The sequence below is a fragment of the Rhodococcus sp. NPDC059968 genome, assembly GCF_042738615.1.
Taxonomy (GTDB): domain Bacteria; phylum Actinomycetota; class Actinomycetes; order Mycobacteriales; family Mycobacteriaceae; genus Rhodococcus_F.
Genome location: NZ_JBHWUE010000046.1, coordinates 38,860 through 61,627, shown reverse-complemented (window position 1 = coordinate 61,627; position 22,768 = coordinate 38,860). Strand labels below are relative to the sequence as shown.

Annotated in this window: 20 protein-coding genes and 1 tRNA gene; 12 read left to right on the top strand and 9 right to left on the bottom strand. The window is 67.5% G+C overall.

From position 1 onward, the window contains the following. Window positions 1-160: 160 nt before the first annotated feature. From ACFWAY_RS30685 to ACFWAY_RS30675, 3 genes are all read right to left on the bottom strand, one after another. On the bottom strand, window positions 161-1,612 hold the full coding sequence (locus ACFWAY_RS30685) for a glutamate synthase subunit beta (RefSeq protein WP_378456352.1): 1,452 nt from the start codon (window positions 1,610-1,612) through the stop codon (window positions 161-163). Then, window positions 1,605-6,233 carry a glutamate synthase large subunit gene (gene gltB / locus ACFWAY_RS30680; protein ID WP_378513205.1) on the bottom strand — a complete coding sequence of 1,543 codons (4,629 nt, stop codon included), beginning with the start codon at window positions 6,231-6,233 and terminating at the stop codon, window positions 1,605-1,607. Before gltB ends, ACFWAY_RS30685 begins: the two co-directional genes overlap by 8 nt. A 306-nt stretch (window positions 6,234-6,539) precedes the next feature. After that, window positions 6,540-7,088, bottom strand: a complete 549-nt coding sequence (locus ACFWAY_RS30675) for a TetR/AcrR family transcriptional regulator (RefSeq protein ID WP_378513204.1) — start codon at window positions 7,086-7,088, stop codon at window positions 6,540-6,542. A gap of 54 nt (window positions 7,089-7,142) precedes the next feature. Between ACFWAY_RS30675 and ACFWAY_RS30670 the strand changes: the two genes are divergently transcribed. From ACFWAY_RS30670 to ACFWAY_RS30645, 6 genes are all read left to right on the top strand, one after another. Then, window positions 7,143-8,165 (top strand): FAD-dependent oxidoreductase, encoded by a 1,023-nt coding sequence (locus tag ACFWAY_RS30670; RefSeq protein ID WP_378513203.1) that lies wholly within the window; start codon window positions 7,143-7,145, stop codon window positions 8,163-8,165. A gap of 300 nt (window positions 8,166-8,465) precedes the next feature. Then, window positions 8,466-9,317: a glycoprotein gene (locus tag ACFWAY_RS30665; RefSeq protein WP_378456348.1), complete on the top strand. Its 852-nt coding sequence runs from the start codon at window positions 8,466-8,468 to the stop codon at window positions 9,315-9,317. A gap of 71 nt (window positions 9,318-9,388) precedes the next feature. After that, window positions 9,389-10,054, top strand: a complete 666-nt coding sequence (locus tag ACFWAY_RS30660) for a hypothetical protein (RefSeq protein WP_378513202.1) — start codon at window positions 9,389-9,391, stop codon at window positions 10,052-10,054. Further along, entirely contained in the window at window positions 10,051-10,818 is a 768-nt protein-coding gene (locus ACFWAY_RS30655) for a hypothetical protein (protein ID WP_378513201.1), read from the top strand. The genes ACFWAY_RS30660 and ACFWAY_RS30655 overlap by 4 nt, the downstream gene beginning before the upstream one ends. Before the next feature lie 321 nt (window positions 10,819-11,139). Beyond that, entirely contained in the window at window positions 11,140-11,898 is a 759-nt protein-coding gene (locus tag ACFWAY_RS30650; protein ID WP_378456345.1) for an RHS repeat-associated core domain-containing protein, read from the top strand. 11 nt (window positions 11,899-11,909) lie between these two features. After that, complete coding sequence (locus tag ACFWAY_RS30645; RefSeq protein ID WP_378456344.1) at window positions 11,910-12,158, top strand: HNH/endonuclease VII fold putative polymorphic toxin; 249 nt, start codon at window positions 11,910-11,912, stop codon at window positions 12,156-12,158. A 385-nt stretch (window positions 12,159-12,543) separates the two neighbouring features. Here the strand turns inward: ACFWAY_RS30645 and ACFWAY_RS30640 are convergent, their stop codons facing one another. Further along, window positions 12,544-12,939, bottom strand: coding sequence for an SRPBCC family protein (locus ACFWAY_RS30640; RefSeq protein WP_378456343.1), 396 nt, complete (start codon window positions 12,937-12,939; stop codon window positions 12,544-12,546). 111 nt (window positions 12,940-13,050) lie between these two features. On the opposite strand from ACFWAY_RS30640, the gene ACFWAY_RS30635 reads away from it, so the two are divergent. After that, the gene (locus tag ACFWAY_RS30635) at window positions 13,051-13,446 is read left to right on the top strand and encodes a VOC family protein (protein WP_378513200.1); all 396 of its coding nucleotides are present in this window, start codon (window positions 13,051-13,053) and stop codon (window positions 13,444-13,446) included. On the opposite strand, the gene ACFWAY_RS30630 is transcribed toward ACFWAY_RS30635, so the two are convergent. The 5 genes from ACFWAY_RS30630 to ACFWAY_RS30610 all read right to left on the bottom strand — a co-directional run bounded on the left by ACFWAY_RS30630 (window position 13,436) and on the right by ACFWAY_RS30610 (window position 16,078). Then, complete coding sequence (locus ACFWAY_RS30630; protein WP_378456341.1) at window positions 13,436-14,119, bottom strand: helix-turn-helix domain-containing protein; 684 nt, start codon at window positions 14,117-14,119, stop codon at window positions 13,436-13,438. The two genes, ACFWAY_RS30635 and ACFWAY_RS30630, sit on opposite strands and share 11 nt — an antisense overlap. 40 nt (window positions 14,120-14,159) lie before the next feature. Further along, window positions 14,160-14,621: an RDD family protein gene (locus tag ACFWAY_RS30625; protein WP_378456340.1), complete on the bottom strand. Its 462-nt coding sequence runs from the start codon at window positions 14,619-14,621 to the stop codon at window positions 14,160-14,162. Continuing rightward, window positions 14,618-15,271 (bottom strand): hypothetical protein, encoded by a 654-nt coding sequence (locus ACFWAY_RS30620; RefSeq protein WP_378513199.1) that lies wholly within the window; start codon window positions 15,269-15,271, stop codon window positions 14,618-14,620. Before ACFWAY_RS30620 ends, ACFWAY_RS30625 begins: the two co-directional genes overlap by 4 nt. 53 nt (window positions 15,272-15,324) lie before the next feature. Continuing rightward, a complete protein-coding gene (locus ACFWAY_RS30615) occupies window positions 15,325-15,720 on the bottom strand; it encodes a DUF6292 family protein (RefSeq protein ID WP_378456338.1) in 396 nt (131 codons plus the stop codon). A gap of 272 nt (window positions 15,721-15,992) precedes the next feature. After that, window positions 15,993-16,078 (bottom strand) — tRNA-Leu (locus tag ACFWAY_RS30610). 254 nt (window positions 16,079-16,332) lie between these two features. On the opposite strand from ACFWAY_RS30610, the gene ACFWAY_RS30605 reads away from it, so the two are divergent. The 5 genes from ACFWAY_RS30605 (at window position 16,333) to ACFWAY_RS30585 (ending at window position 22,768) form a co-directional block, all read left to right on the top strand. Beyond that, window positions 16,333-17,637, top strand: coding sequence for a DUF3662 and FHA domain-containing protein (locus tag ACFWAY_RS30605; protein WP_378513198.1), 1,305 nt, complete (start codon window positions 16,333-16,335; stop codon window positions 17,635-17,637). Window positions 17,638-17,893: 256 nt separating this feature from the next. After that, the gene (locus ACFWAY_RS30600; RefSeq protein WP_005249074.1) at window positions 17,894-18,358 is read left to right on the top strand and encodes an FHA domain-containing protein; all 465 of its coding nucleotides are present in this window, start codon (window positions 17,894-17,896) and stop codon (window positions 18,356-18,358) included. After that, window positions 18,355-19,830, top strand: coding sequence for a PP2C family protein-serine/threonine phosphatase (locus ACFWAY_RS30595; RefSeq protein WP_378456336.1), 1,476 nt, complete (start codon window positions 18,355-18,357; stop codon window positions 19,828-19,830). Before ACFWAY_RS30600 ends, ACFWAY_RS30595 begins: the two co-directional genes overlap by 4 nt. After that, the gene (locus ACFWAY_RS30590) at window positions 19,830-21,284 is read left to right on the top strand and encodes an FtsW/RodA/SpoVE family cell cycle protein (RefSeq protein ID WP_378456335.1); all 1,455 of its coding nucleotides are present in this window, start codon (window positions 19,830-19,832) and stop codon (window positions 21,282-21,284) included. Before ACFWAY_RS30595 ends, ACFWAY_RS30590 begins: the two co-directional genes overlap by 1 nt. Further along, window positions 21,281-22,768, top strand: a complete 1,488-nt coding sequence (locus ACFWAY_RS30585) for a penicillin-binding transpeptidase domain-containing protein (RefSeq protein ID WP_378456334.1) — start codon at window positions 21,281-21,283, stop codon at window positions 22,766-22,768. Before ACFWAY_RS30590 ends, ACFWAY_RS30585 begins: the two co-directional genes overlap by 4 nt.

Genomic DNA, 22,768 nt, shown 5'->3' with positions numbered 1-22,768 from the left:
TCCCCTTCGCCGTCCTGCAGACGGGATGCTGCCAGGACGACGTGACCTAAAGATGCACGATCGGTAAATGAACGTTACCGACCGAACGTGACCTCCGCACGATAAACCGACACCCCGGTAGGAAAACCTACCGGGGTGCGGATTGTACGAGCAGTTACACCTACCGCTGCGGGGCGGTGGTGGTCTCGATCGGAGACGGCAGCGCCGACTCCCCCTCGAGGTACGCATCGACCGCGGCGGCCGCCGAGCGACCCTCGGCGATGGCCCACACGATCAGCGACTGACCGCGTCCCATGTCGCCGGCCACGAAGACGCCGTCGACGTTGGTGGCCCACTTCGCGGAGCGGGCGACGTTGCCGCGCTCGTTGAGGTCGACGCCGAGATCGGTGAGCAGGCCCGGCTTCTCGGGTCCGACGAAGCCCATCGCCAGCAGGACGAGGTCGGCCTCGAGCTCGAAGTCCGAGCCCTCCACCTTCTCGAAGCGACCCGACTTCATCTCGACCTCGTGGGCCTTCAGTGCGGTCACCTTGCCGTCGGCACCGACGAAGCGTTCCGTGTTCACGGAGAAGAGGCGTTCGCCGCCCTCCTCGTGTGCGGACGCGACCCGGTACATCAGCGGGTACGTCGGCCACGGGGTGTGCTCGGCGCGGGTCTCGGGAGGTCTCGGCATGATCTCGAACTGGTGAACGCTCTCGGCACCCTGACGGTGCGAGGTGCCCAGGCAGTCCGCGCCGGTGTCGCCGCCGCCGATGATGACGACCTTCTTGCCCTCCGCGGTGATGGTCGGCTCCTCCAGGTCGCCGAGCTGCACGCGGTTGGCGATCGGCAGGAACTCCATCGCCTGGTGGATACCGTCCAACTCGCGGCCGGGGATCGGCAGGTCGCGGGCGTCGGTGGCACCGCCGGCCAGGACCACGGCGTCGAACTGCGCACGCAGTGCGTCCGCGGTGATGTCGACGCCCACGTTGACACCCGTCTTGAAGACGGTGCCCTCGGAGTTCATCTGGTCGAGACGGCGGTCGATGTGCCGCTTCTCCATCTTGAACTCGGGGATGCCGTACCGCAGGAGCCCGCCGATACGGTCGGCCCGCTCGAACACGGTGACCATGTGCCCGGCGCGGGTCAGCTGCTGCGCTGCAGCGAGACCCGCGGGACCGGAACCGACGACGGCGACCTTCTTGCCCGTCGAACGGGTCGGGTGCACCGGCTTGACCCAGCCCTCGTCGAAGGCGCGGTCGATGAGCTCGACCTCGACCTGCTTGATGGTGACGGGGTCCTGGTTGATGCCCAGGACACACGACGCCTCACAGGGTGCGGGGCACAGCCGCCCGGTGAACTCCGGGAAGTTGTTGGTCGCGTGCAGACGCTCGATGCCGTCGTGCCAACGGTCCCGGTACACCAGGTCGTTCCACTCGGGAATCAGGTTCCCCAGCGGACAGCCGTTGTGGCAGAACGGGATACCGCAGTCCATGCACCGGCTGGCCTGAGTCTTCAGGGTGTCCGACGAGAACTCCTCGTAGACCTCGTTCCAGTCGAGCAGGCGCAACGGCACCGGCCGGCGAACCGGAAGTTCGCGTGACGTGTGCTTCAGGAAGCCGCTTGGATCACCCACGAGCTGCCTCCATCACTGCCTCGTCCACGTTCTTTCCATCCTTCTTCGCGGCCTCGATGGCCAAGAGCACCTTCTTGTAATCGCGGGGCATCACCTTCGCGAAATGATTGACCTGCTGCGACCAGTCGGACAGGATGCGCGCGGCAACCTCCGAGCCCGTCTCGTCGCGGTGACGCTCGATGGCGGACTTCAGCCAGGTGAAGTCGTCACCCGTCAGGTCCTCGAGATCCACCAGTTCCGTGTTGAGGTTGTCCTCGAACACCTTGTCCGGGTTGTAGACGTACGCGACGCCACCGGACATGCCGGCACCGAAGTTGCGTCCCGTCGCACCGAGGATGACGACCTTTCCGCCGGTCATGTACTCGCAACCGTGGTCGCCGACTCCCTCGACCACCGCGGTGGCGCCGGAGTTACGGACCGCGAATCGCTCGCCAACGACACCCCGGAGCAGCGCCTCACCGCTCGTGGCACCGAACAGGATCACGTTGCCGCCGATGATGTTGTCCTCGGCGACGAAGCCGGGGGCGGTCTCCAGCGGCGGGCGCACCACGAGGCGTCCACCGGACAGGCCCTTGCCGACGAAGTCGTTGGCATCGCCGTGCAGGCGCAGGGTCATGCCCTTGGGGACGAACGCACCGAAGCTGTTACCGGCCGAACCGGTGAACGTGATGTCGATCGTGTTGTCCGGCAGGCCCTCGCCGCCGTACGCCTTCGTCACCTCGTGGCCGAGCATGGTGCCGACCGTGCGGTTGACGTTGGTGATCGGCGACTCGAACGTGACCTTCTGGCCCTTGTCGAGAGCGTTGCGGCTCTGGACGATCAGCTGCTGGTCGAGTGCCTTGTCGAGGCCGTGGTCCTGGGTGCCCGTGCAGTACAGGTCCTGGTCCATGAACGCCGACTCGGTCTCGTGCAGGATCGGCGACAGGTCGAGGTTGCCGGCCTTGCTGCCCTTCCAGTGCTCGAGCGCCTTCGTGGTGTCGAGGACATCCACCTGTCCGACGGCCTCGTCGAGGGTGCGGAAGCCGAGCTCGGCGAGGAGTTCGCGCACCTCTTCGGCGATGAAGAGGAAGAAGTTCTCCACGAACTCGGGCTTGCCACTGAACCGCTTGCGCAGAACCGGGTTCTGCGTGGCGACACCCACGGGGCAGGTGTCGAGGTGGCAGACCCGCATCATGATGCAGCCCGACACCACCAGCGGAGCGGTCGCGAAACCGAACTCCTCGCCACCGAGCAGCGCGGCGACCATGACGTCGCGGCCGGTCTTGAGCTGGCCGTCGACCTGCACGACGATACGGTCGCGCAGACCGTTGAGCAGCAGCGTCTGCTGGGTCTCGGCGAGGCCGAGCTCCCACGGGGCGCCCGCGTGCTTCATCGACGTCAGCGGGGTGGCACCGGTGCCACCGTCGTGACCGGAGATCAGCACGACGTCCGCGTGCGCCTTGGACACACCCGCGGCGACGGTGCCGACACCGACCTCGGACACCAGCTTCACGTGGATCCGGGCCTGCGGGTTGGCGTTCTTCAGGTCGTGGATCAGCTGCGCGAGATCCTCGATCGAGTAGATGTCGTGGTGCGGCGGCGGCGAGATCAGCCCGACGCCGGGCGTGGAGTGCCGGACCTCGGCCACCCACGGGTACACCTTGTGCGCCGGCAGCTGGCCGCCCTCACCGGGCTTCGCTCCCTGCGCCATCTTGATCTGGATGTCGGTGCAGTTGGTCAGGTAGTGCGAGGTGACACCGAAGCGTCCCGACGCGACCTGCTTGATCGCGGACCGGCGCCAGTCGCCGTTCTCGTCCGGGGTGAAGCGGGCCGGGTTCTCGCCGCCCTCACCGGAGTTGGAACGGCCGCCGAGGCGGTTCATGGCGATGGCGAGGGTCTCGTGCGCCTCGGCTGAGATGGAGCCGTAGCTCATCGCACCGGTCGAGAAGCGCTTGACGATCTCGGTGGCGGGCTCGACCTCGTCCAGCGGGACGGGCTCGCGCACGCCCTTCTTGAACTCGAAGAGGCCGCGCAACGCTGCGAGGCGCTCGGACTGGTCGTCGACCAGCTTCGTGTACTCCTTGAACACCTCGTACTGCCCGGTGCGCGTGGAGTGCTGCAGCTTGAACACCGTGTCCGGGTTGAACAGGTGGTACTCGCCCTCACGACGCCACTGGTACTCGCCGCCCACTTCGAGCTCGCGGTGCGCGCGCTCCTCGGGACGGTCCAGGTACGCGTTGGAGTGACGGACCGCGACGTCGGCGGCGATCTGGTCGAGACCGATGCCGCCGAGGCTGGACTGCAGGCCGGTGAAGTACTCGTCGACCAGTTCCTGCGACAGGCCGATGACCTGGAACAGCTGGGCGCCGGTGTAGGACGCCAGGGTGGAGATGCCCATCTTGGACATCACCTTGAGCACACCCTTGCCCGCGGCCTTGATGTAGTTCTGGATGGCCTTGTCGAGGCTGACGCCCTGCAGTTCGTTGTTCTGCACCGCCTCGTCGACGGTCTCGAATGCCATGTACGGGTTGACGGCTGCCGCACCGAAGCCGATGAGGAGCGCCATGTGGTGCACCTCCCGGGCGTCGCCGGCCTCGACGATGAGGCCGACCTTGGTGCGGGTCTTCTCGCGCACCAGGTGGTGGTGCACGGCCGACGTCAGCAGCAGCGACGGGATGGGCGCGTACGTCTCGTTCGACTCACGATCGGACAGGACGACGAGGCGCGCACCGCCGGCGATGGCCTCCGACACCTGGTAGCGGACGTCGTCGAGGGCCTTGCGCAGACCCGCTCCGCCCTCGGCCACCGGGTACAGACCGCGGACGATGACGCTGCGGAAGTTCGGGAATTCGCCGTCGTCGTTGACGTGAATGAGCTTCGACAGGTCGTCGTTGTGCAGGATCGGCTGCGGCAGGAAGATCTGCCGGCAGGACTCCCCGGTGGGGTGCAGCAGGTCGTGCTCGGGGCCGATGGTGCCGCCGAGACTGGTGACGACCTCCTCACGGATGGCGTCGAGCGGCGGGTTCGTGACCTGCGCGAACAGCTGCGAGAAGTAGTCGAAAAGCATCCGCGACCGCGAGGACAGCACGGCGATCGGGGTGTCGGTACCCATGGAGCCGAGAGCCTCGGCACCGGAGAGCGCCATCGGCTTGACGAGGAGGTTGACCTCTTCGTTGGTGTACCCGAACATCAGCTGACGCAGAACGACGCGCTCGTGCGACATGTAGGTGTACGGGCGGTCCGGCAGGTCGTCCATGTGGGTCAGACCCTGGTCGAGCCACTCCTGGTAGGGGTGCTCGGCGGCCAGTTCCGACTTGATCTCGTCGTCGCTGATGATGCGACCCTCGGCGGTGTCGACGAGGAACATGCGGCCGGGCTGCAGCCGGATCTTCTTCACGACGGTGGCGGGGTCGATCGGCAGGACACCGACCTCGGAGGCCATGACGACGAGGCCGTCGTCGGTCACCCAGAGACGCGAGGGGCGCAGTCCGTTGCGGTCCAGGACGGCGCCGATGACGGTGCCGTCGGTGAAGCACACCGACGCCGGTCCGTCCCACGGCTCCATGAGCGACGAGTGGTACTGGTAGAACGCCCGGCGCGCGGGGTCCATGCTCTCGTGACGTTCCCAGGCTTCCGGGATCATCATCAGCACGGCGTGCGGGAGGCTGCGGCCACCGAGGTGCAGCATCTCGAGCACCTCGTCGAACCGCGCGGTGTCGCTGGCGCCCTTCGTGCAGACCGGGAAGATCTTCTCGAGCTGACTGCGCCGATCCTTGCCGGGCCCAACCTCTCCTGACCCGCCGAAGATGTCGCTGTCGATGAGCGCCTCACGGGCACGCATCCAGTTCTCGTTGCCGGTGACGGTGTTGATCTCACCGTTGTGGGCCACGCGCCGGAACGGGTGGGCCAGCGGCCACGACGGGAACGTGTTGGTGGAGAAACGCGAGTGCACGAGGCCGAGGGCCGACTCGACGCGCTCGTCCTGCAGGTCCAGGTAGAAACCCTTGAGCTGCGGGGTGGTCAGCATGCCCTTGTAGACGAACGTCTGACTCGACAGGCTCGGGAAGTACACGGTCTCGCGACCGGGGCCGTCCTTGCCGGCGCCTTCGCTGCCCAGCTCGTGCTCGGTGCGCTTACGGACCACGTAGGCGCGGCGCTCGAGGTCGAGTCCGGTGAGGGCGTCGTTCTCGCTGCCGATGAAGATCTGCCGGAACGTCGGCATGGCGTCGCGGGCCAGGGCGCCGAGCGACGAGTCGTCGGTCGCGACCTCACGCCAGCCGAGGACCTTCAGGCCCTCGCTCTCGACGATCTTCTCGACTGCGTCGGCTGCGCGCTGCGCGTCGGCCTTGCTCTGCGGCAGGAACGCGATGCCGGTGGCGTACGTGCCTTCCGCGGGCAGCGGGAAGTCGACCACGGCGCGGAAGAACTTGTCCGGGACCTGGAGGAGGATGCCGGCGCCGTCACCCGTGTTGGGTTCGGAGCCCGCGGCACCACGGTGCTCGAGGTTCACCAGCGCGGTAATCGCCTTCTCGACGATGTCCCTGCTGCGGCGGCCCTTCATGTCCACGACGAACGCGACACCACAGGAATCGTGCTCGTTCGACGGGTGATACAGCCCCTGGGGGCCTGGAAGTTGCTTCATACCTAGCCTTCGTATGCCAAAAGATGCACCGACGACCAGCAGCGCTGATGGCCATCAACTTGCAATGCAAGTGCCGTCACGACGTGATCGGCACCACCGATCGGCTATCGCCCTTTTGCAGCACGCTGGGTGTGGTCCTCGCACCGGGCGACGTGGCTTTTCGGTCGGGTCGGACTTTCGTGGGTCCAACGTGTAACGAAAACGATAATTCAGAACCCCCGACGAAACACAACTTAGGTTGGCCTATTTACCCTCTGAACTGGGCATTGTCGAGGGCGGACCTCGTCCGACTGCACTGAGTACATGTTAAGTGAGAGCGCCGAGCACCGCTGTAATTCCCGCAGTCGGATCGAAATCGGGATCCGGGACGGTGAGTTGATGAAGGATTACACCGTCCAGGTAGTCGGTGATCACCACTGCGTCGGACGCCGGGTTCCTCGATCCCACGAGTTCCAGCATGTCCGCACCCCATTCTACGAGCGCGCGGCGTGCCGATCCGATCTTCGCGTCCAGACCCGGCGTTACGGACGCCTCGACGAAGAGTGCGTAGCGGGCACTGGTTCGCACGCGGTCCGGACCAGTGGAGAAACTCACGAAGGCAACCAGCGCCTCGGCCAGCGCATCCGTGCCGGCGGGCCGGAGGTGCGCGAACTTCTGCCAGTCCTCCCGGTCACGTTCGACGAGCCGTGTGACGATCCCCTCGAGCAGCGCGCCCCGGCTTCGGAAGTAGTTGGACGCGGACCCCTGGGGCATCCCGGCCAGCTCGTCGACACCCCGGTGAGTGAGGGCCCGGACCCCTTTCGTGCCGAGCAGCGCGATGGCGGCGTCGAGCACCTGCTCCCGTTTGTCTGCCATACCCCGACACTACAACGGTAGTAAATTCACTACACCCGTAGTAGCGTAGTGGTCATGACGCACTCCGCAGCAGTCCTCGGCGGCGGCATCGGCGGACTCGCCGTCGCCCGCTACCTGTCCCGCGCCGGCTGGCACGTCGATGTCTTCGAGCGGGCCGACACCCTGCCCACGTCAGGCACCGCGCTCGGCATGTGGCCGCAGGCCCTCGACGCGCTGGACGCGATCGGCGCAGGTGATCGCGTGCGCACGCTGGGATCACCCCAGCACCGCGGTTCGCTCCTGCGCCCCGACGGGTCCGTGATCGGCGCCATCGACAACCGCGACCGCACCGCCTACCTGCTGTCGCGGCCCGCCCTGCTGGCCACACTGGCCGAGGACCTGCCCGACGGAATGATCTCGTTCGGCACATCGGCCCCCGCCCTCGACGCGCTGACGGACCACGACGTCGTGATCGGTGCGGACGGTCTGCGCAGCCCGACCCGCCGTCAACTGTTCGGCGAGAAGTTCGAGCCGCGGTACGTAGGAGCGACCGCCTGGCGCGGGTGGGTACCCGGACATCGCGACACCGTCAGCGAAACCTGGGACACGGACGCACTTTTCGGCATCACCCCGCGCGACGGCGATCTCGTCAACTGGTTCGCGTGCGTACGCACCGACGCCGGACACCCCGGCGGCCTCGACTACCTCCGGTCACGTTTCGGGAACTGGCACGCCGACGTCCGGGCAGTGCTGGACGCCGCCACCCCCGAGGCGATGCTCCACCACGACCTGTACGAGTCCCCCGCGCTGCCGTCGTACGTGGCCGGCAACACGGCCCTGCTCGGCGACGCCGCCCACGCAATGGCGCCGAACCTCGGCCGGGGCGCCTGCGAGGCCCTCGTCGACGCCGTCGCGCTCGGCCGATTCCTCGCCGCCGACACCGACATTCACACCGCGCTTCGCCGTTACGACCGCGCGCGGCGGTCCGCGACGCGGCGGCTGGTGCGTGGATCGCGCGCCATGTCCTCCATCGCGATGACTGGCCGTCTCCGTCCGCTGCGCGATCTGTCGGTGAAGCTCGCCGCGGGCCTGGCCTGACCGGAATGCGGGGGCGCCGGAACGCTTGCCCGTCTGGTACTTTGCCGCGGTAGGGGGACGAGAAAGAACCGGGGGCGGTCATGGGGGCGGTGGACGACGGCTGCGGCAGTGCGCCGGCAGCACGCACGTATCTCATCGGGGAAACAGCACATCCACCTGGTCGGTGGAGGCATTCCGCTGTGCTCGCTTTCCTCTTTCGGTGTCTCTGATCTGCACCACTCTTGCGTTTGCTTCGTCAGCACCACTCCGTTCGATCACCATGTCCGTTCGACTTCAGGAGTCAAAGCCTTGAGAATCCGCATGCACGCTCTGGCAGCCGCGATTTCGGTGTCCACCGCCGCACTGCTCGGTGCCGCGACGGCACACGCCGCTCCGACCACGTCGCCATCCACGTCGCAGCCGGGCGTCACCGACCCCTCGGCCCCGCCCACCACGTCGCAGCCCGGCGTGACGGTTCCGACGGCGCCGCCCACCACGTCGCAGCCGGGCGTCACCGACCCGGCGGCTCCGGCCGCGACGACCCCCGCTCCCCCGCAGGCTCCGCTGGCGGTGCCGGGTGGCGAGACGGTTGTGCCTGCTGCGCCGGCAGCCGACTCGGCGGTGGACGGCAACGCCCCGGCGGTCGACGGGGCGCAGGCCGCCCAGCCGGCGACCGTGTGGATCGACCCCGACGACATGCCGAAGGCGCACCAGGCACCCGTCGCCCCCGCCCTTCCCGTGCCGAAACCGGTGGTCGAGGTGAACGCGGCCGTCGACACGCTGGTCGGCGCGATGCCCGTGGCCGTCAACGGACGCCAGTACGGCAACCCCGAGGGGTACGTCGGCACCATCGGCTGGCGCGTCGGTGACGCCACCGGCACCGCAGGCATCGCCGTCGACCCGTCCTCGCCGACGGCGGCCACCGTCTCCGCGTTCTCGGCCGATTCCAACGCCGAGCACCCCACCAATTGGTCTGCGCCCGTCGACGTCACACCCGTCGCCGCCGCGATCGCGGATGCGGCCCACCGGTACCCGGCCTTTGGGGAGCTGGTTGAGACGATCGCGTCTCTGCCCGCACCGCAACTGCCGCAGCTGCAGTCGACCGACAGCGGTCCGGCTACGACCACGATCGGCGGCGTGAACGTACGCAGCCAGGCGACGCTGCACGTGTGATCCGATTCCCTCGCGCGGAGCCCGCCAGGGGTCGGCTCCGCGCGAGGGAATGAGGTGTGGAGGATTCAACTGTGACAGAACCGCCGAACAGGGCACCCCTCGACCGCTTCTCGCACTGGTTCCCGCCCTTCGCGTCGGCCGCGGCACCCACGGTTCCCACTGCGGAGCCCGAGGCCGAGCAACCCCCCGCTCCGACCTGGCTGACCCCGGGCGACGAGCCCGACTCCACCCCACCTGTTCGCGGCAATCACGGGCTCTTGGTCGCCGGAGCCGCCGCAGCGGTGATCGCCGTCATCGCCGGTGTGGTCGCCGTGTTCGCCTCGACGTCCGGCGATGCGAGCGGAACTCCCGTCGCCGCTGCCGAATCGGGCTGGTGCGTCGAATCCCGCGACGGCTCGACGGTGGTCGGCAACGGTCCCGGCGGAACCTCCGACGGCGTCGCCGCGATCCTGGCCTTCGACCACGCGTACTACGTCGCACGCAGCGGTGCCAAGTCCCGTGAAGTGGTCGCGCCCGACGCGCCGCTGGGGTCCGCCGAGACCATCCAGGGCGGCATCGACTCGGTGCCCGAGGGCACCGAGCACTGCCTCGCCATCACCGAATCCGAACCCGGCCGCTACGCGGTGACGCTGTCGGAACTGCGTCCGGACGGGTCGACGAAGAAATACCAGCAGGTCGTGACCACCGCGGACCGCGACGATCGCACGTACATCACATCCATTGGAGACGCGAAGTGACCGACCAACTGCTGCAACCACTTCCGGTGTCGATGCTCGTCCTCGGGGCGTGCGGAGGAGCCGGCGCCACCACGACGACACTCGGGCTTTCCAACACCGCCGCAGTGCGCGGCGAGGCGCTCGTGGCCGTCGACGCGACACCCGCGGGCGGCGACATCGCCGAACGCGGCGCCGATGCCGTGCTGTCCGTGAGCGGCCTCGAGCAACTGGTGGCCGCCGGCCCCGTCGCGGACGACGTGTTCGACGGGTACTGCTCCCGCACGAGCGCCGGGACCCGCATCCTGAACCGGATCGGGAATCAGACCGCGACCGACCGTGAATTCCACACTCTCACAGGGGCACTGCGTGCCCGCCGGGTGAGTGCCGTGCACGACCTCGGTCACCGGTTGCGTGCCGCGTACCTCGCGCCGCTGCTGGCCACTCCGTCGCCCATCGTCCTCGTCGTGCCGTGCCGGGCGGACGCGTTCAACCGCCTCCGCTCCGCGTTGCAGTCGATCGGTGACACGCTCGGCGAACCCGGGCTCGCCCGCACCGTCGTCACCGTGTCGAATCAGGACGCCACCGGTTGGCAGGTGGACGTCGACCTCCTCCGCGAGTACCTGGGCGGACAGGTCTGGGGCGTCGAGACCATCCCCTACGACGAACATCTGGGCATGGGGATCGTCATCGAACACAGCAAGCTGGCACCGGACACCCGGGTTGCGTACGAGCGGGTGTCCGCGGCGGCATCAGCGGTTGCCGAAGGTCGTCCGGAACGGGTCTGAGCGCGGCGCGTCCAGTACCCTCCCGGGCGGGGAGGACATTCGACATCAGAGGGCTGTCATGGGGAAATCCGTCGGCGACTGCGGCGCACTACTCACCGAAATGGACGCGTTCCGTCAGGGTTTCGGCCAGCCCGCGAAACTGACGGAGGCCCTCCGTTCGGCGCTGCTCCTCATTCCGTTGACCGACGACGACCGACTTCTGACCAGCACGTTCGGCGGACTGAACTGGGTGTGCGCCTTCACCGGCGAACAGGAGTACGCCCGATATGTACTCGCCCGCGACGAACAGAGTGGGCTGCGCCGCTTCCACACCGTGTTCGGGTGGCGACTACGTACGACCCGGAAGGCCGCATGCTGTCGTGGACCGACGGCAACGGCAACCGCATGGTCAACACGTACGACGCGGACGGGAGGGTGGTCCGGCAGAACGGCACCGGCGGCATCCTCGACTCCGAGTTCGACTACCGCAACAACGCGGAGTCCACGGGCACCGTCACCGTGGTCACCGATTCGACCGGCGCGGCGACGGTCCACGGTTTCGACTCCGACCTGCGGCTGCGGGACCTCGTCGACGCCGCAGGGTCACGCACCCACACCGACTACAACGTGCGGCGTGAACCGTTGCGGGTCGTCGGACCCGACTGCGCGACGACGAGCTACCTCTACACCGCCGACGGAGACATTGCCCGGATCACCCGACCCGACGGACACGTCGTCGCCATCGACTACGCCGGCCCCCGCCAACCGGCGACGATCCACCCTCCCGACGGCACGATGTCGCGGCAGGAATGGGACGCGCGGGGAAACCTCCGCTTCCCGGGTCAGTACCACGACCCGGAAACCGGCCTCCACTACAACCTGCACCGGTACTACAACCCCGACACCGCCCGATACCTCACCCAGGACCCACTCGGACTCGCCCCTCACCCAACCCGAACACCTACCCCCACAACCCCACCGGATGGACCGACCCACTCGGCCTGGTGCCGGCGGCATGTGGTGAGGCAAGCCGTAATTCCGCCCTCAATCAGGCCAAGCAAGATGCCGGGATTCCTCGATCTCAGCACCCATTCGAAGTGAATCGAATTCCGATGACCGACAGATTCGACAGAAACATCCTCGGGGACAATGGGTTACCCATTATGACGCGAGAGTACAGTTACCAGCTTCCCAACGGTCGCGTCATCACAATCCAGGATCACGGGGCTGGACACACGTTCGGAGAGGGCGGTATCGGTGATCAAGGCCCACACTTCAACGTGAGACCGGAAGGCGACACCCGCAGCGGCAGAGTGCCCGCGATCTTTCAATCAACGGATGGGGTAACGACTTACCTGTGACGTTGGAAATATCCGAGACCCCTCATTCTCGCTACAGGGTCTCGTGCGGCACGCTCCCCGACTTATCCATGACTGCCCGCTGGATAACCATCTACAAACTATCCGCACATCACAACATTGATCGGGAACAGCCGTTCGAAGATCGCTGATATGACCGCGGCCGCCACGTCCGCACACGGTTTAGTCATCTGCACCCGCAATTGCATGCGCATTTGGCTAATCGGTGTGCAAATGTGCGGCAGGAGGGCTTACCCTGACGTCGAGCGACGATAGCTGAGCGCAGTCACGACATCCGCACACATTTTGGCCATCTTCACACGCAATTGCGTGCGCGGATTACCAATCGGTGTGCAAACGCGACAACAGGCGACAACATCGCGACCCCTCACGCCTCGAGCAACCCCTTCAACCTCTGCAGGTCGGCGTTGACGGCTGCTGCGTCCTGTGCGAACTCTTCGGCGGTGACGCCGTCGCGTCGCCGGATGGTGAAGACGACTTCGCTGTGGTCGCCGTCGGGGATGACGCGCACGGGGTTGTAGACGGTGTCGCCGCTGGGGAGGGTGACGTCGTGGTCGAGGATCCCGTAGTCGTTGGTGGGCGCAAAGGCGACGGCGACCTGTCCCATCGGTGAGTCGGCGAGCCAGCGGTCGCCGTCCCGGGTGATGTTGGTGCTCAGGCCCGCCGCCCAGGCGGGGAGGTTGGCGGGGTCGCTCGCGTAGGCGTACACGTCGGCGGCGGTCCGAGCGATGAACACACTGACATGAGTTGATTCGGTGGTCATGAGTCCCAGCATCCCCGCCGCAGCGCCCGGATGATTGAAGAAATCGGACTCCGGTGCGCGATGTCCGAAACCTTCAATGCGGATCCGTCCGAGGTCGTTAGCGTTCTCGTTATGACCGCAACATTCAGTGCCATCGAACTGGTCGTCCACGACCTGCCCACGTCGCTCGCGTTCTACCGGCGGCTCGGACTCGACATTCCCGGCGACGCCAATCAGGCACCGCACGTCGAATTCGAGTTTCCCGGTGGGATCCGCCTGCTGTGGGACACGGTCGAGACCATCCGCTCGTTCACACCCGACTGGACCGAACCCACCGGCGCGCATCGCGTCGCTCTCGCCTTCGACTGCGGAACCGCCGCCGACGTCGACGCGCTCTTCGACGAGATCACGGGCGACGGCTACAACGGTCGGAAGAAGCCGTGGGATGCACCGTGGGGCCAGCGTTACGCCACCGTCGACGATCCCGACGGCAACCCCGTCGATCTGTTCGCCGCGCTCACGCCGTGACCAGCTGACCGAAGGTGCGACCGGTCAACTCGTGGGCCTCGCGGATCAGATGGGCCTGGTCTGCGAACCCGGCCATGCCGGCCGCCTGCGCTGCGGGAATGGACGAATCCGCCAGCCCCAGCGCCGACTGCAACCGAAGGATCCGGGCCAGCATCTTCGGCCCGTAGCCGAACTGACGTCGGCACAGGCGGTGCAGTTGGCGCTCGCCGACACCGACCCGGTCCGCGACCTCACGGACGGACGTCTGCTGCTCCAGAAGCTGGACGATCGCGGGGATCCTGCCGTCCGGCGGCGGTCCGAGGAGCCGCCGAGAGATCGCGAACTCCTCGAGCGCCCGGCCGGGGTCGGCGTCGTCGGCGATCCTGCCGAGGAATTCCGTGGTGGCGCGGTCGGTCAGCACCTCGGCTAGCGGCACCCGAAGATTGGTCAGCTCCTCTGCCGGCGTCCCCAGGAGATCCGGCAGAGCGCCTGGGGAACAACGCAATCCGACGTAACGGTCGCCCTCCCGACTGCGGCTGAGATACGGCCGGGAGTCGGGGCCGGCCACGACGACGTCACCGTTCATCCAGATGAGGTCCATACAGCCGTCGGGCAGGATGGCGGCCTCACCCCCGGCTGCGGTCTTCTGCCACACCACAGCGCCGGGGAACACCGACCGCCGCTCCGTGTACATGACCCCATGCTAGGCACCCGCTACGACACTGCGCGCGCCGTCAGGTCTCGGCCTCGACCGCGTGCAGGTCCGGCTCCCAGTCGTAGACGACCGCGGTCCGCAGGAGGATGTCCTGCAGGGACCGGCGCCGGCCGTCGACTGCCGCCCAGAGCAATCCGAACCCGAACATCACGCACAGCACCGCCCGGAGAAGAGCCCGCAGCCAGCCGATCAGTTCACCGTTGCGGCTGATCACCCGCAGCCCCATCGTCACGGCACCGACGGTGCGGCCGCTCACAGCCCAGCACGCCGTCAGGTACAGCATCGACACGCCGATGAACAAGGTCACGGAGAGCACGGCATTGGCATCGGGGAACGAGAATTCCTGCGGCGAGAACAGCAAACGCAGGAACAACACTCCGACATATAGGCCGCCCATCACCGCCAGGACGACTGCCAGGTCGATGCCCGCGGCCAGACCGCGGGTGACGATCCCGGCCGCACGATGCGCCGGCGTGCTCATGCATCGCCCGGTTCGTGCCCGCGCCCGAACAACTTGCCCACGAACCCGGAGACGGCGTCGTCGGCCTGCATGCCCTGGGTTCGCACCCCGCGGACCGCCTCGTTCGACATCGAGTCGGTCGACTCGCGGATGATGCGCGGCAGGTCGACGCCTTCGATCACGGTGTCGGCGAGCACCACCAGGTCGACCCGCCCGATCACGGAGTCCACGTCGACGCGGTCGACGATGGCATCCACGTCGACCCGCGCGGCGACGGCGTCGATATCCACGCGATCGAGAATCTGCGGGATGTCCACCCGGGCGGCGATGGCATCCACGTCCACCCGGTCGATGATGCGCTGGATGTCGATGCCCTCGGCGACCACGTCCAGGTCGACGTGATTTCGCACGATCGCGGTGAGGTCCACCTCCTGAAGAGCGACCTGCACGACTCTCCGCAGCACCGCGTGCAGCAACCGATCCGCGAGTTCGTCGGCGCTGCGGAGTGTCTGGGTGCCGCGTTCCTCGAGGGTGACCAGCAGTGGGTCGACTCCCGGCAGGAGTCGCGCCGTGTCGACGCCGAATCCGATCACACGCTGCAACGCACCGCCGGCAGTCGCGGCGACGCCGGCCGCGAGGCGCAGCGGATCAGGGGCTCTCCTGCCGTCCATACTTCGATATCCAAGCCCGTCGACGGTGACGGCGCACGACTTCCCGATTATGGTTACCCGGTCGGTGCATGCGGGCCGTGCACGATGCGCGGGGACGGCCCGTCGGCGGACCGCCGGGGTGCCCAGTCGGCGAGTTCGGTGAGCAACTCGGCGACCCGATCGGAGCAGTGCGCGGGATCCGGCGCCGGCCCCAACCCAAGCCCTTCGACCACCAGCACGTTCCCCTGGGTGAGTCCGTGGACCCCGAGCGACCACCCGAAGTGGCGGTTCCAGGCCAGAACGGCCTTCCGGCCGCGGTAGTAGGGGATCTCGCAGGAAAGGGTCACGACCGCGTCGAAAGCGGGGGTGCACCACCAGTCGACCGACAGGGCGCCCACCGCCGTCGCGACGGAACCGACATACTCACCGACATTCGCCGAGCTCGTGGCCCGGACCTGGCTGACGCTCATACACAACCCACTCTCGACGTTCGCAGAAACCCAACGGAAGAAGCCGGACGGCAGGTTCACACTCGAGTCATTCGTCACGGACCGCCGAGAGGACGGGTGCGGGTCCGGAAAGGCCGGAGGTTCGCGACGAGGCTTCTACTCCATCGTCGGGCTGCGACGGTGCGCCCGGTAGCCACCCTGGGGTGTGGATGCATCACCCTTGCGGGAAAACACAAAGGCCACGAACTCGTGGAGTTCGTGGCCTCGATGTCGCGATTCCGAAGAATCGCTTGTGGTGGGCGAAGGGGGACTTGAACCCCCACGTCCCGAAGGACACTGGCACCTGAAGCCAGCGCGTCTGCCATTCCGCCACTCGCCCGAGCGACCCGGAAACATTAACACGGGGTCGCCAGAAATCACGATTCGTACAGGTCAGGACCCGAAACGGCCACAAAAACACCCGTCCAGGCAAAGACCGATATCATGCAATGGCGTAGACCCGTGTCGTGGCCCGAGGCAATGACAGTACCGTGGGCTACGCGCACGGCAGTGGCGCGACACGGACATGTCTTGTCGCAGCCACGCGCACCGAGGACAGAAGACCCGACAGCCAGGCACCGTGAGGAGGTTCCGATGGGGATAGTTCAACGTTTCGAGCGGAAGCTCCAGGGAGCCGTGGGTGACGCGTTCGCCCGGGTCTTCGGCGGTGGCGTGGTGCCGCAGGAGGTGGAGGCCGCGCTTCAGCAGGAAGCCTCCGACCGAATCCAGCAGTTGGACGGTGGGCACCTGCTCGCTCCGAACAGCTATGTCATCGCCATCAACAACTCGGACCACGAAGAACTTGCCGCCGACAGAGACTTGACGGTCAAGGCCTTCGCCCGACACCTCGAAGACTTCATTCGCGACCAGGGCTGGCAGACGTATGGTCCCATTCATGTCGCGTTCGAACCGTCGCCCTCACTGCACACCGGGCAGTTCCGCACCCGGGGTTCGGTGGATCCGGATGCCGGCCGACCAGGTGCGGCCACGCCGGGGCGACCCGAACCGCCACGCGGTCCCGAACCGCGACCACAGGCACCGTTTGTACCCGTCACGTCGAATCCAGGAGCTGGCCCCATGACGCAGAACTCAGGCTACGACCCCAGCCGCGAACCAGCGGGCAACCGCAATCCCGACCCGCAGTACGCGCGCAACGGTCATGCCCATGCAGGTCAGGACCAGCGGTACCCACAGGGCCACCAGAACGGTTACGACCGCGGCGGCTACCAGCAGGGCGGCTACGACCAGCAGCAGTACCCCGACGACCAGGGCGGCGGGTACCCCCAGAACGCTGCCTACGGTCAGGCGTACGACCAGGGCGCGCAGGCTCCCGGCTACGACCAGCCCGCGGACGCGGGCTACGACTACCAGCAGGGCGGCTACCAGCAGGGTTACGACCAGCAGGCCTACGAGCAGCCGGCGGCTCCCGCACGCTACCCGGACGGTTCCTACGCCGAGGCCGGCTACCAGCAGCCGCAGGGCTACGACCAGGGTTACGACCGCGGCGGCTACCAGCAGGGCGGTTACGACCAGCAGGCGTACGACCAGCAGGGCTACGCCGACTACGACCAGGGCGGTTACGGCCAGCAGGCCTACGCGCCCGACGGTCACACGTTCACGGCGACGCTGCAGCTCGAGGACGGCAGCGGACGCCACTTCCAGCTGCGTGAGGGCAACAACATCATCGGCCGCGGCCAGGAGGCGCAGTTCCGCCTGCCCGACACCGGTGTGTCGCGCCGTCACATCGACATTCGCTGGGACGGACAGGTCGCAATGCTGTCCGACCTCGGCTCCACCAACGGAACCACCGTCAACGGTGCCCCCGTGCAGGACTGGCAGCTGGCCGACGGAGACATCATCCGGGCGGGTCATTCGGAGATCCTGGTCCGAATCCTCTGAGGCACCACCGAGTTAGGACTCCGAGTAGGTTCCGCCGATACCCGACCCCGACCTCCCTCGCCGAGACACAACCGAGACGGCTTCGATACTGGACCGACACCGCGTCGGAGCCCGTGTCGGACGTAACACGGTGGGGACTCCGTATCGTTGTGGGCTGTCCGTATCCTGATCGCAGGGTGCGGGTTGCCCATATGATGCTGCCAGAAAAAGACGCTGGAACCTCGAACGTTCCAGCCACAGAAGGAGGTGGACTGCCGTGCAAGGTTTGATTCTGCAACTCACACGAGCAGGGTTCCTGCTTCTGCTGTGGCTGTTCGTCTGGACCGTTCTGCGGGCGTTGCGCGGCGACATCTACGCCGGCTCCGGCGTCCGTGTGCCGCCCCGATATTCGCGCAGCGGCAACGTGCTGCCGTCGCTGGGGAAGACCAAGACGGCCAAGTATCTGGTGGTGACGCAGGGCGGCCTCGCCGGCACGCGCATCACCCTCGGCACCCAGCCCGTCCTCATCGGCCGGGCCGACGACTCCACGCTCGTCCTCACCGACGACTACGCCTCCACCCGCCACGCTCGGCTCTCCCCGCGAGGTGCCGACTGGTACGTCGAAGACCTCGGCTCGACCAACGGCACGTACCTGGATCGCGCCAAGGTCACCACATCTGTCCGCGTGCCGCTCGGTACCCCCGTACGGGTCGGCAAAACGGTAATCGAGTTGCGCCCGTGACCCTCGTACTCCGCTATGCCGCCCGCAGCGACCGTGGCCTTGTCCGTTCCAACAACGAGGATTCCGTCTACGCCGGTGCCCGCCTGCTGGCGCTCGCGGACGGCATGGGCGGTCACGCGGCCGGTGAGGTCGCGTCACAGTTGATGATCGCGGCCCTCGCGCATCTCGACGACGACGAGCCCGGCGAAGACCTTCTCGGCAAGCTCGAGGCCGCCACCCGGGAGGGCAACGACTCCATCGCCGACCACGTCGAGGAGGATCCCGAACTCGACGGCATGGGCACCACGCTCACCGCAATCCTGTTCTCCGGCAACAAGCTCGGGCTGGTCCACATCGGCGACTCCCGGGCCTACCTGCTCCGCGACGACTCCCTCGCGCAGATCACCCGGGACGACACGTTCGTGCAGTCCCTCGTCGACGAGGGACGGATCACCGCCGAGCAGGCGCACACCCACCCGCAGCGGTCGCTCATCATGCGCGCCCTCACGGGCAACGAGATCGAGCCGACGCTGACGGTCCGCGAGGCTCGCGCAGGCGACCGTTACCTGCTGTGCTCCGACGGACTGTCGGACGTGGTCAGCGACGAGACGATCGAGAACACGATGCGGGAGGGCTCGCAGGACGAGTGCGCCGACCGGCTCATCGAACTGGCCCTGCGCAGCGGCGGCCCCGACAACGTGACCGTCGTCGTCGCGGACGTCATCGACCTCGACTACGGGCAGAGCCACCCCATCGTCGCCGGCGCCGCCTCCGCCGACGACGAAGAGGACACACCGCCGCCCAACACGGCCGCGGGCCGCGCCGCCGCGATGCGTCCGCCGCGTGCCACGCCGAAGCGGGTCGTCCCGCAGGTCGAGGAACCGCCGACGAAGAAGAAGCGTCACCGCATGTGGTGGGCTGCACTCGCGCTCGGTCTGATCGTCGTGGTCGCCGTCGCTGCCTTCGTGGGGCGGGCTCTGGTCCGCAACAACTACTACGTCGGCGCCGACGGCGAACGCGTCACCGTGCTGCGCGGAGTTCCCGGTTCGGTGCTGGGTTACTCGCTGCAGGAAGCGAATCTCGTCGGCTGTGTCAGCGATGCCGGCGACCTGACGTTGATGTCGCCGACCGAATCACCGAACGGGTGCACCATCCTCGAGGTCGACGACCTCCAGCCGTCCGCCCGCGAGCAGGTGCGTGCCGGGCTGCCGTCGGGCAAGCTCGACGACGTCCGCAACCAGATGACGCGCCTCGCCCAGAACGATCTGCTTCCGGTCTGCGAGTCGGAGTCGTCCACCACTACGACGACCACCCCGGCACCGACGCCCGCACCGACTCCGGCCCCCGCCCCCGAGACCACGCCGCCGCCCGCGCCTGCGCCCCCCGCCGAGGTGCCGCCCGCTCCGGTGCCGACCACACCCCCGACTCCGACCGCCACCCCGGCGCCGACCGTGACCCAGGTTCCCGGTCAGAACTGCAGGACGGCTAGCTGATGTCGGTCGCAAGTGCATCACCGGGGGCGCAGTTTCCCAGTCCACCCGGCGGGTTCGCGCCAGCCCCCGTCCAGTCGACGCGCCGGGGCACCGAGCTGATCCTCATCGGTTTCGCGATCCTGATCACGACGATCTCGCTGGTGCTGGTCGAGGCCAGCCAGGAACAGAGCATCACCTGGGACCTGGCCAAGTACGCCGCCGCCTATTCGGCGCTGTTCCTGATCGCGCATCTCGCGGTGCGCCGGTTCGCACCGTACGCCGACCCGCTGATCCTGCCGATCGTCGCGCTGCTCAACGGCCTCGGACTGGTGCTGATCCACCGACTCGACCTCGCCGACGCACAGTCCGCCGCCTACTTCGGGCTGCCCGTCCCGTCGCCGGACGCCAACCAGCAGGTGCTGTGGACGACGCTGGCCATCGCCGGTTTCGTGGGCGTGCTGGTGCTGCTCAAGGACTACCGCCTCCTGGCCCGCTACAGCTACACGCTGGGGCTCGCCGGACTGGTGTTCCTCGCCATCCCGGCAATCCTGCCGTCGAGCTTCTCCGAGGTGAACGGCGCGAAGATCTGGATCCGCCTCCCCGGCTTCAGCATTCAGCCCGGCGAGTTCGCGAAGATCCTGCTGATCATCTTCTTCGCCTCCGTCCTCGTCGCGAAACGCGACCTGTTCACCACCGCGGGCAAGCACGTGTTCGGCATCGACCTGCCCCGCGCCCGCGACCTCGGACCCATCCTCGTCGCGTGGATGGTGTCGGTGGGCGTGCTAGTGCTGGAGAAGGATCTCGGCACGTCGCTGCTGCTGTTCAGCACCGTGCTGGTGATGCTCTACATCGCCACCGAACGCGTCGGGTGGCTGCTGATCGGTGTCGGATTGCTCGGCATCGGCTTCTTCTTCGCGTACCAGTTGTTCGGCCACGTCCGGGTCCGCGTCAGCACCTGGCTCGACCCGCTGGCCGACTACAACAACACCGGTTACCAGATCTCGCAGTCGCTGTTCGGGCTGGCGACCGGTGGCGTTGCCGGAACGGGACTCGGCAGCGGACGGCCCGCCCAGGTGCCGTTCGCGAAGACGGACTTCATCGTCGCCACGATCGGTGAGGAACTCGGTCTCATCGGTCTCGCCGCCGTCCTGATGCTGTTCCTGATCCTCGTCATCCGCGGTCTGCGCACCGCGCTGGCCGTCCGCGACAGTTTTGGCAAACTCCTCGCGGCCGGTCTGTCGTTCACGATCGCCGTGCAGGTGTTCGTGGTGGTCGGCGGCGTCACCAAACTGATCCCGCTCACCGGCCTGACCACGCCGTTCATGTCGTACGGTGGGTCGTCACTGCTCGCCAACTATCTCCTTCTCGCGATCCTGATCAAAATCTCAGACGCCGCCCGTGAGCCGGCCGTCCCGAAGAAGAAGGGCCCCGCACCCATCGCCGACGCCCCGACCGAGATGGTGCCGCGCTCATGAACACACCTCTGCGTCGCGTCGCGATCGCCGTCATGGTGATGGTGGTCGCCCTCCTCGCCAACGCCACCTACGTCCAGGTCATCAAGGCGGACAATCTGCGGGCCGATCCGCGGAACTCGCGCGTGCTGCTCGACGAGTACTCGCGCCAGCGCGGCCAGATCTCGGCGGCCGGCCAGGTGCTCGCGGCGTCCGTTCCGACCGACGACCGCTACAAGTACCTGCGCACCTACCCGCCCAACCCGGCAGCACCGTCCAGCCCGCTGGCCAACGCACCGGTCACCGGTTTCTACTCGATGCAGTACGGCAGCACCGGTCTCGAGCGGGCCGCGGACCCGGTCCTCAACGGTTCCGACAACCGGCTGTTCGGGCGTCGCTTCTTCGACCTCGTGTCCGGGCGCGACCCGCGCGGCGGCAACGTGGTGACCACCATCAACCCGGTCATGCAGCAGGTGGCGTACGACGAGCTGACGGCGAAGGGCTACACCGGTTCGGTCGTCGCGATCGAGCCGAGCACCGGACGCATCCTGACGATGGTCAGCACCCCGAGCTACGACCCCAACTCGCTCGCCAGCCACGACGGCACCGAGACCACCCAGGCGTGGGAGGCCCTGAACGCCGACCCGGAGAAGCCGCTGATCAACCGCGCGGTGTCGCAGACGTACCCGCCCGGTTCCACGTTCAAGGTGGTGGTGACCGCCGCCGCGCTCGCCGCCGGAACCACCCCCGACACCCAGCTCACCGCGGCACCGCAGATCACCCTTCCCGGCACGTCGACGACGCTCGAGAACTACAACGGCTCCACCTGTGGCGCCGCCCCGACCGCGTCTCTGCGTGAAGCGTTCGCGCGGTCCTGCAACACGGCGTTCGTCGAACTCGGGGTCAAGACCGGCACCGACGCCGTCAGCGACCAGTCCAGCGCGCTCGGCATCGGTGGGCAGATGCCCGGCGTCCCGTTCCCCGTCGCGGACAGCACGATCGGGTCGATCCCCGACGACGCCGCGCTCGGCCAGAGCAGCATCGGCCAGCGGGACGTGGCGCTCACTCCGCTGCAGAACGCGATGATCGCGGCTACCGTCGCCAACGGTGGCGTGCGGATGCAACCGCAACTGGTGTCGGAACTGCAGGGGCCGGACCTGTCCAACCTCGCGACCACCAACCCGGTGTCCGAAGGCCAGGCGATGTCGTCCCAGGTGGCGGCGACGCTGACCGACCTGATGGTCGGTTCCGAGAACAACACCAGCGGCGCAGGCAAGATCCCGGGCGTCCAGATCGCGTCCAAGACGGGCACCGCCGAGCACGGGACCGACCCTCGGAATACCCCGCCCCACGCCTGGTACATCGGATTCGCACCCGCCCAGAACCCGACCGTGGCCATCGCGGTCATCGTCGAGGACGGCGGAGATCGTGCACTGGCCGCAACCGGCGGCTCGGTGGCTGCACCTATCGGCCGTGCCGTCATCGCAGCCGGACTACAAGGGGGCTGA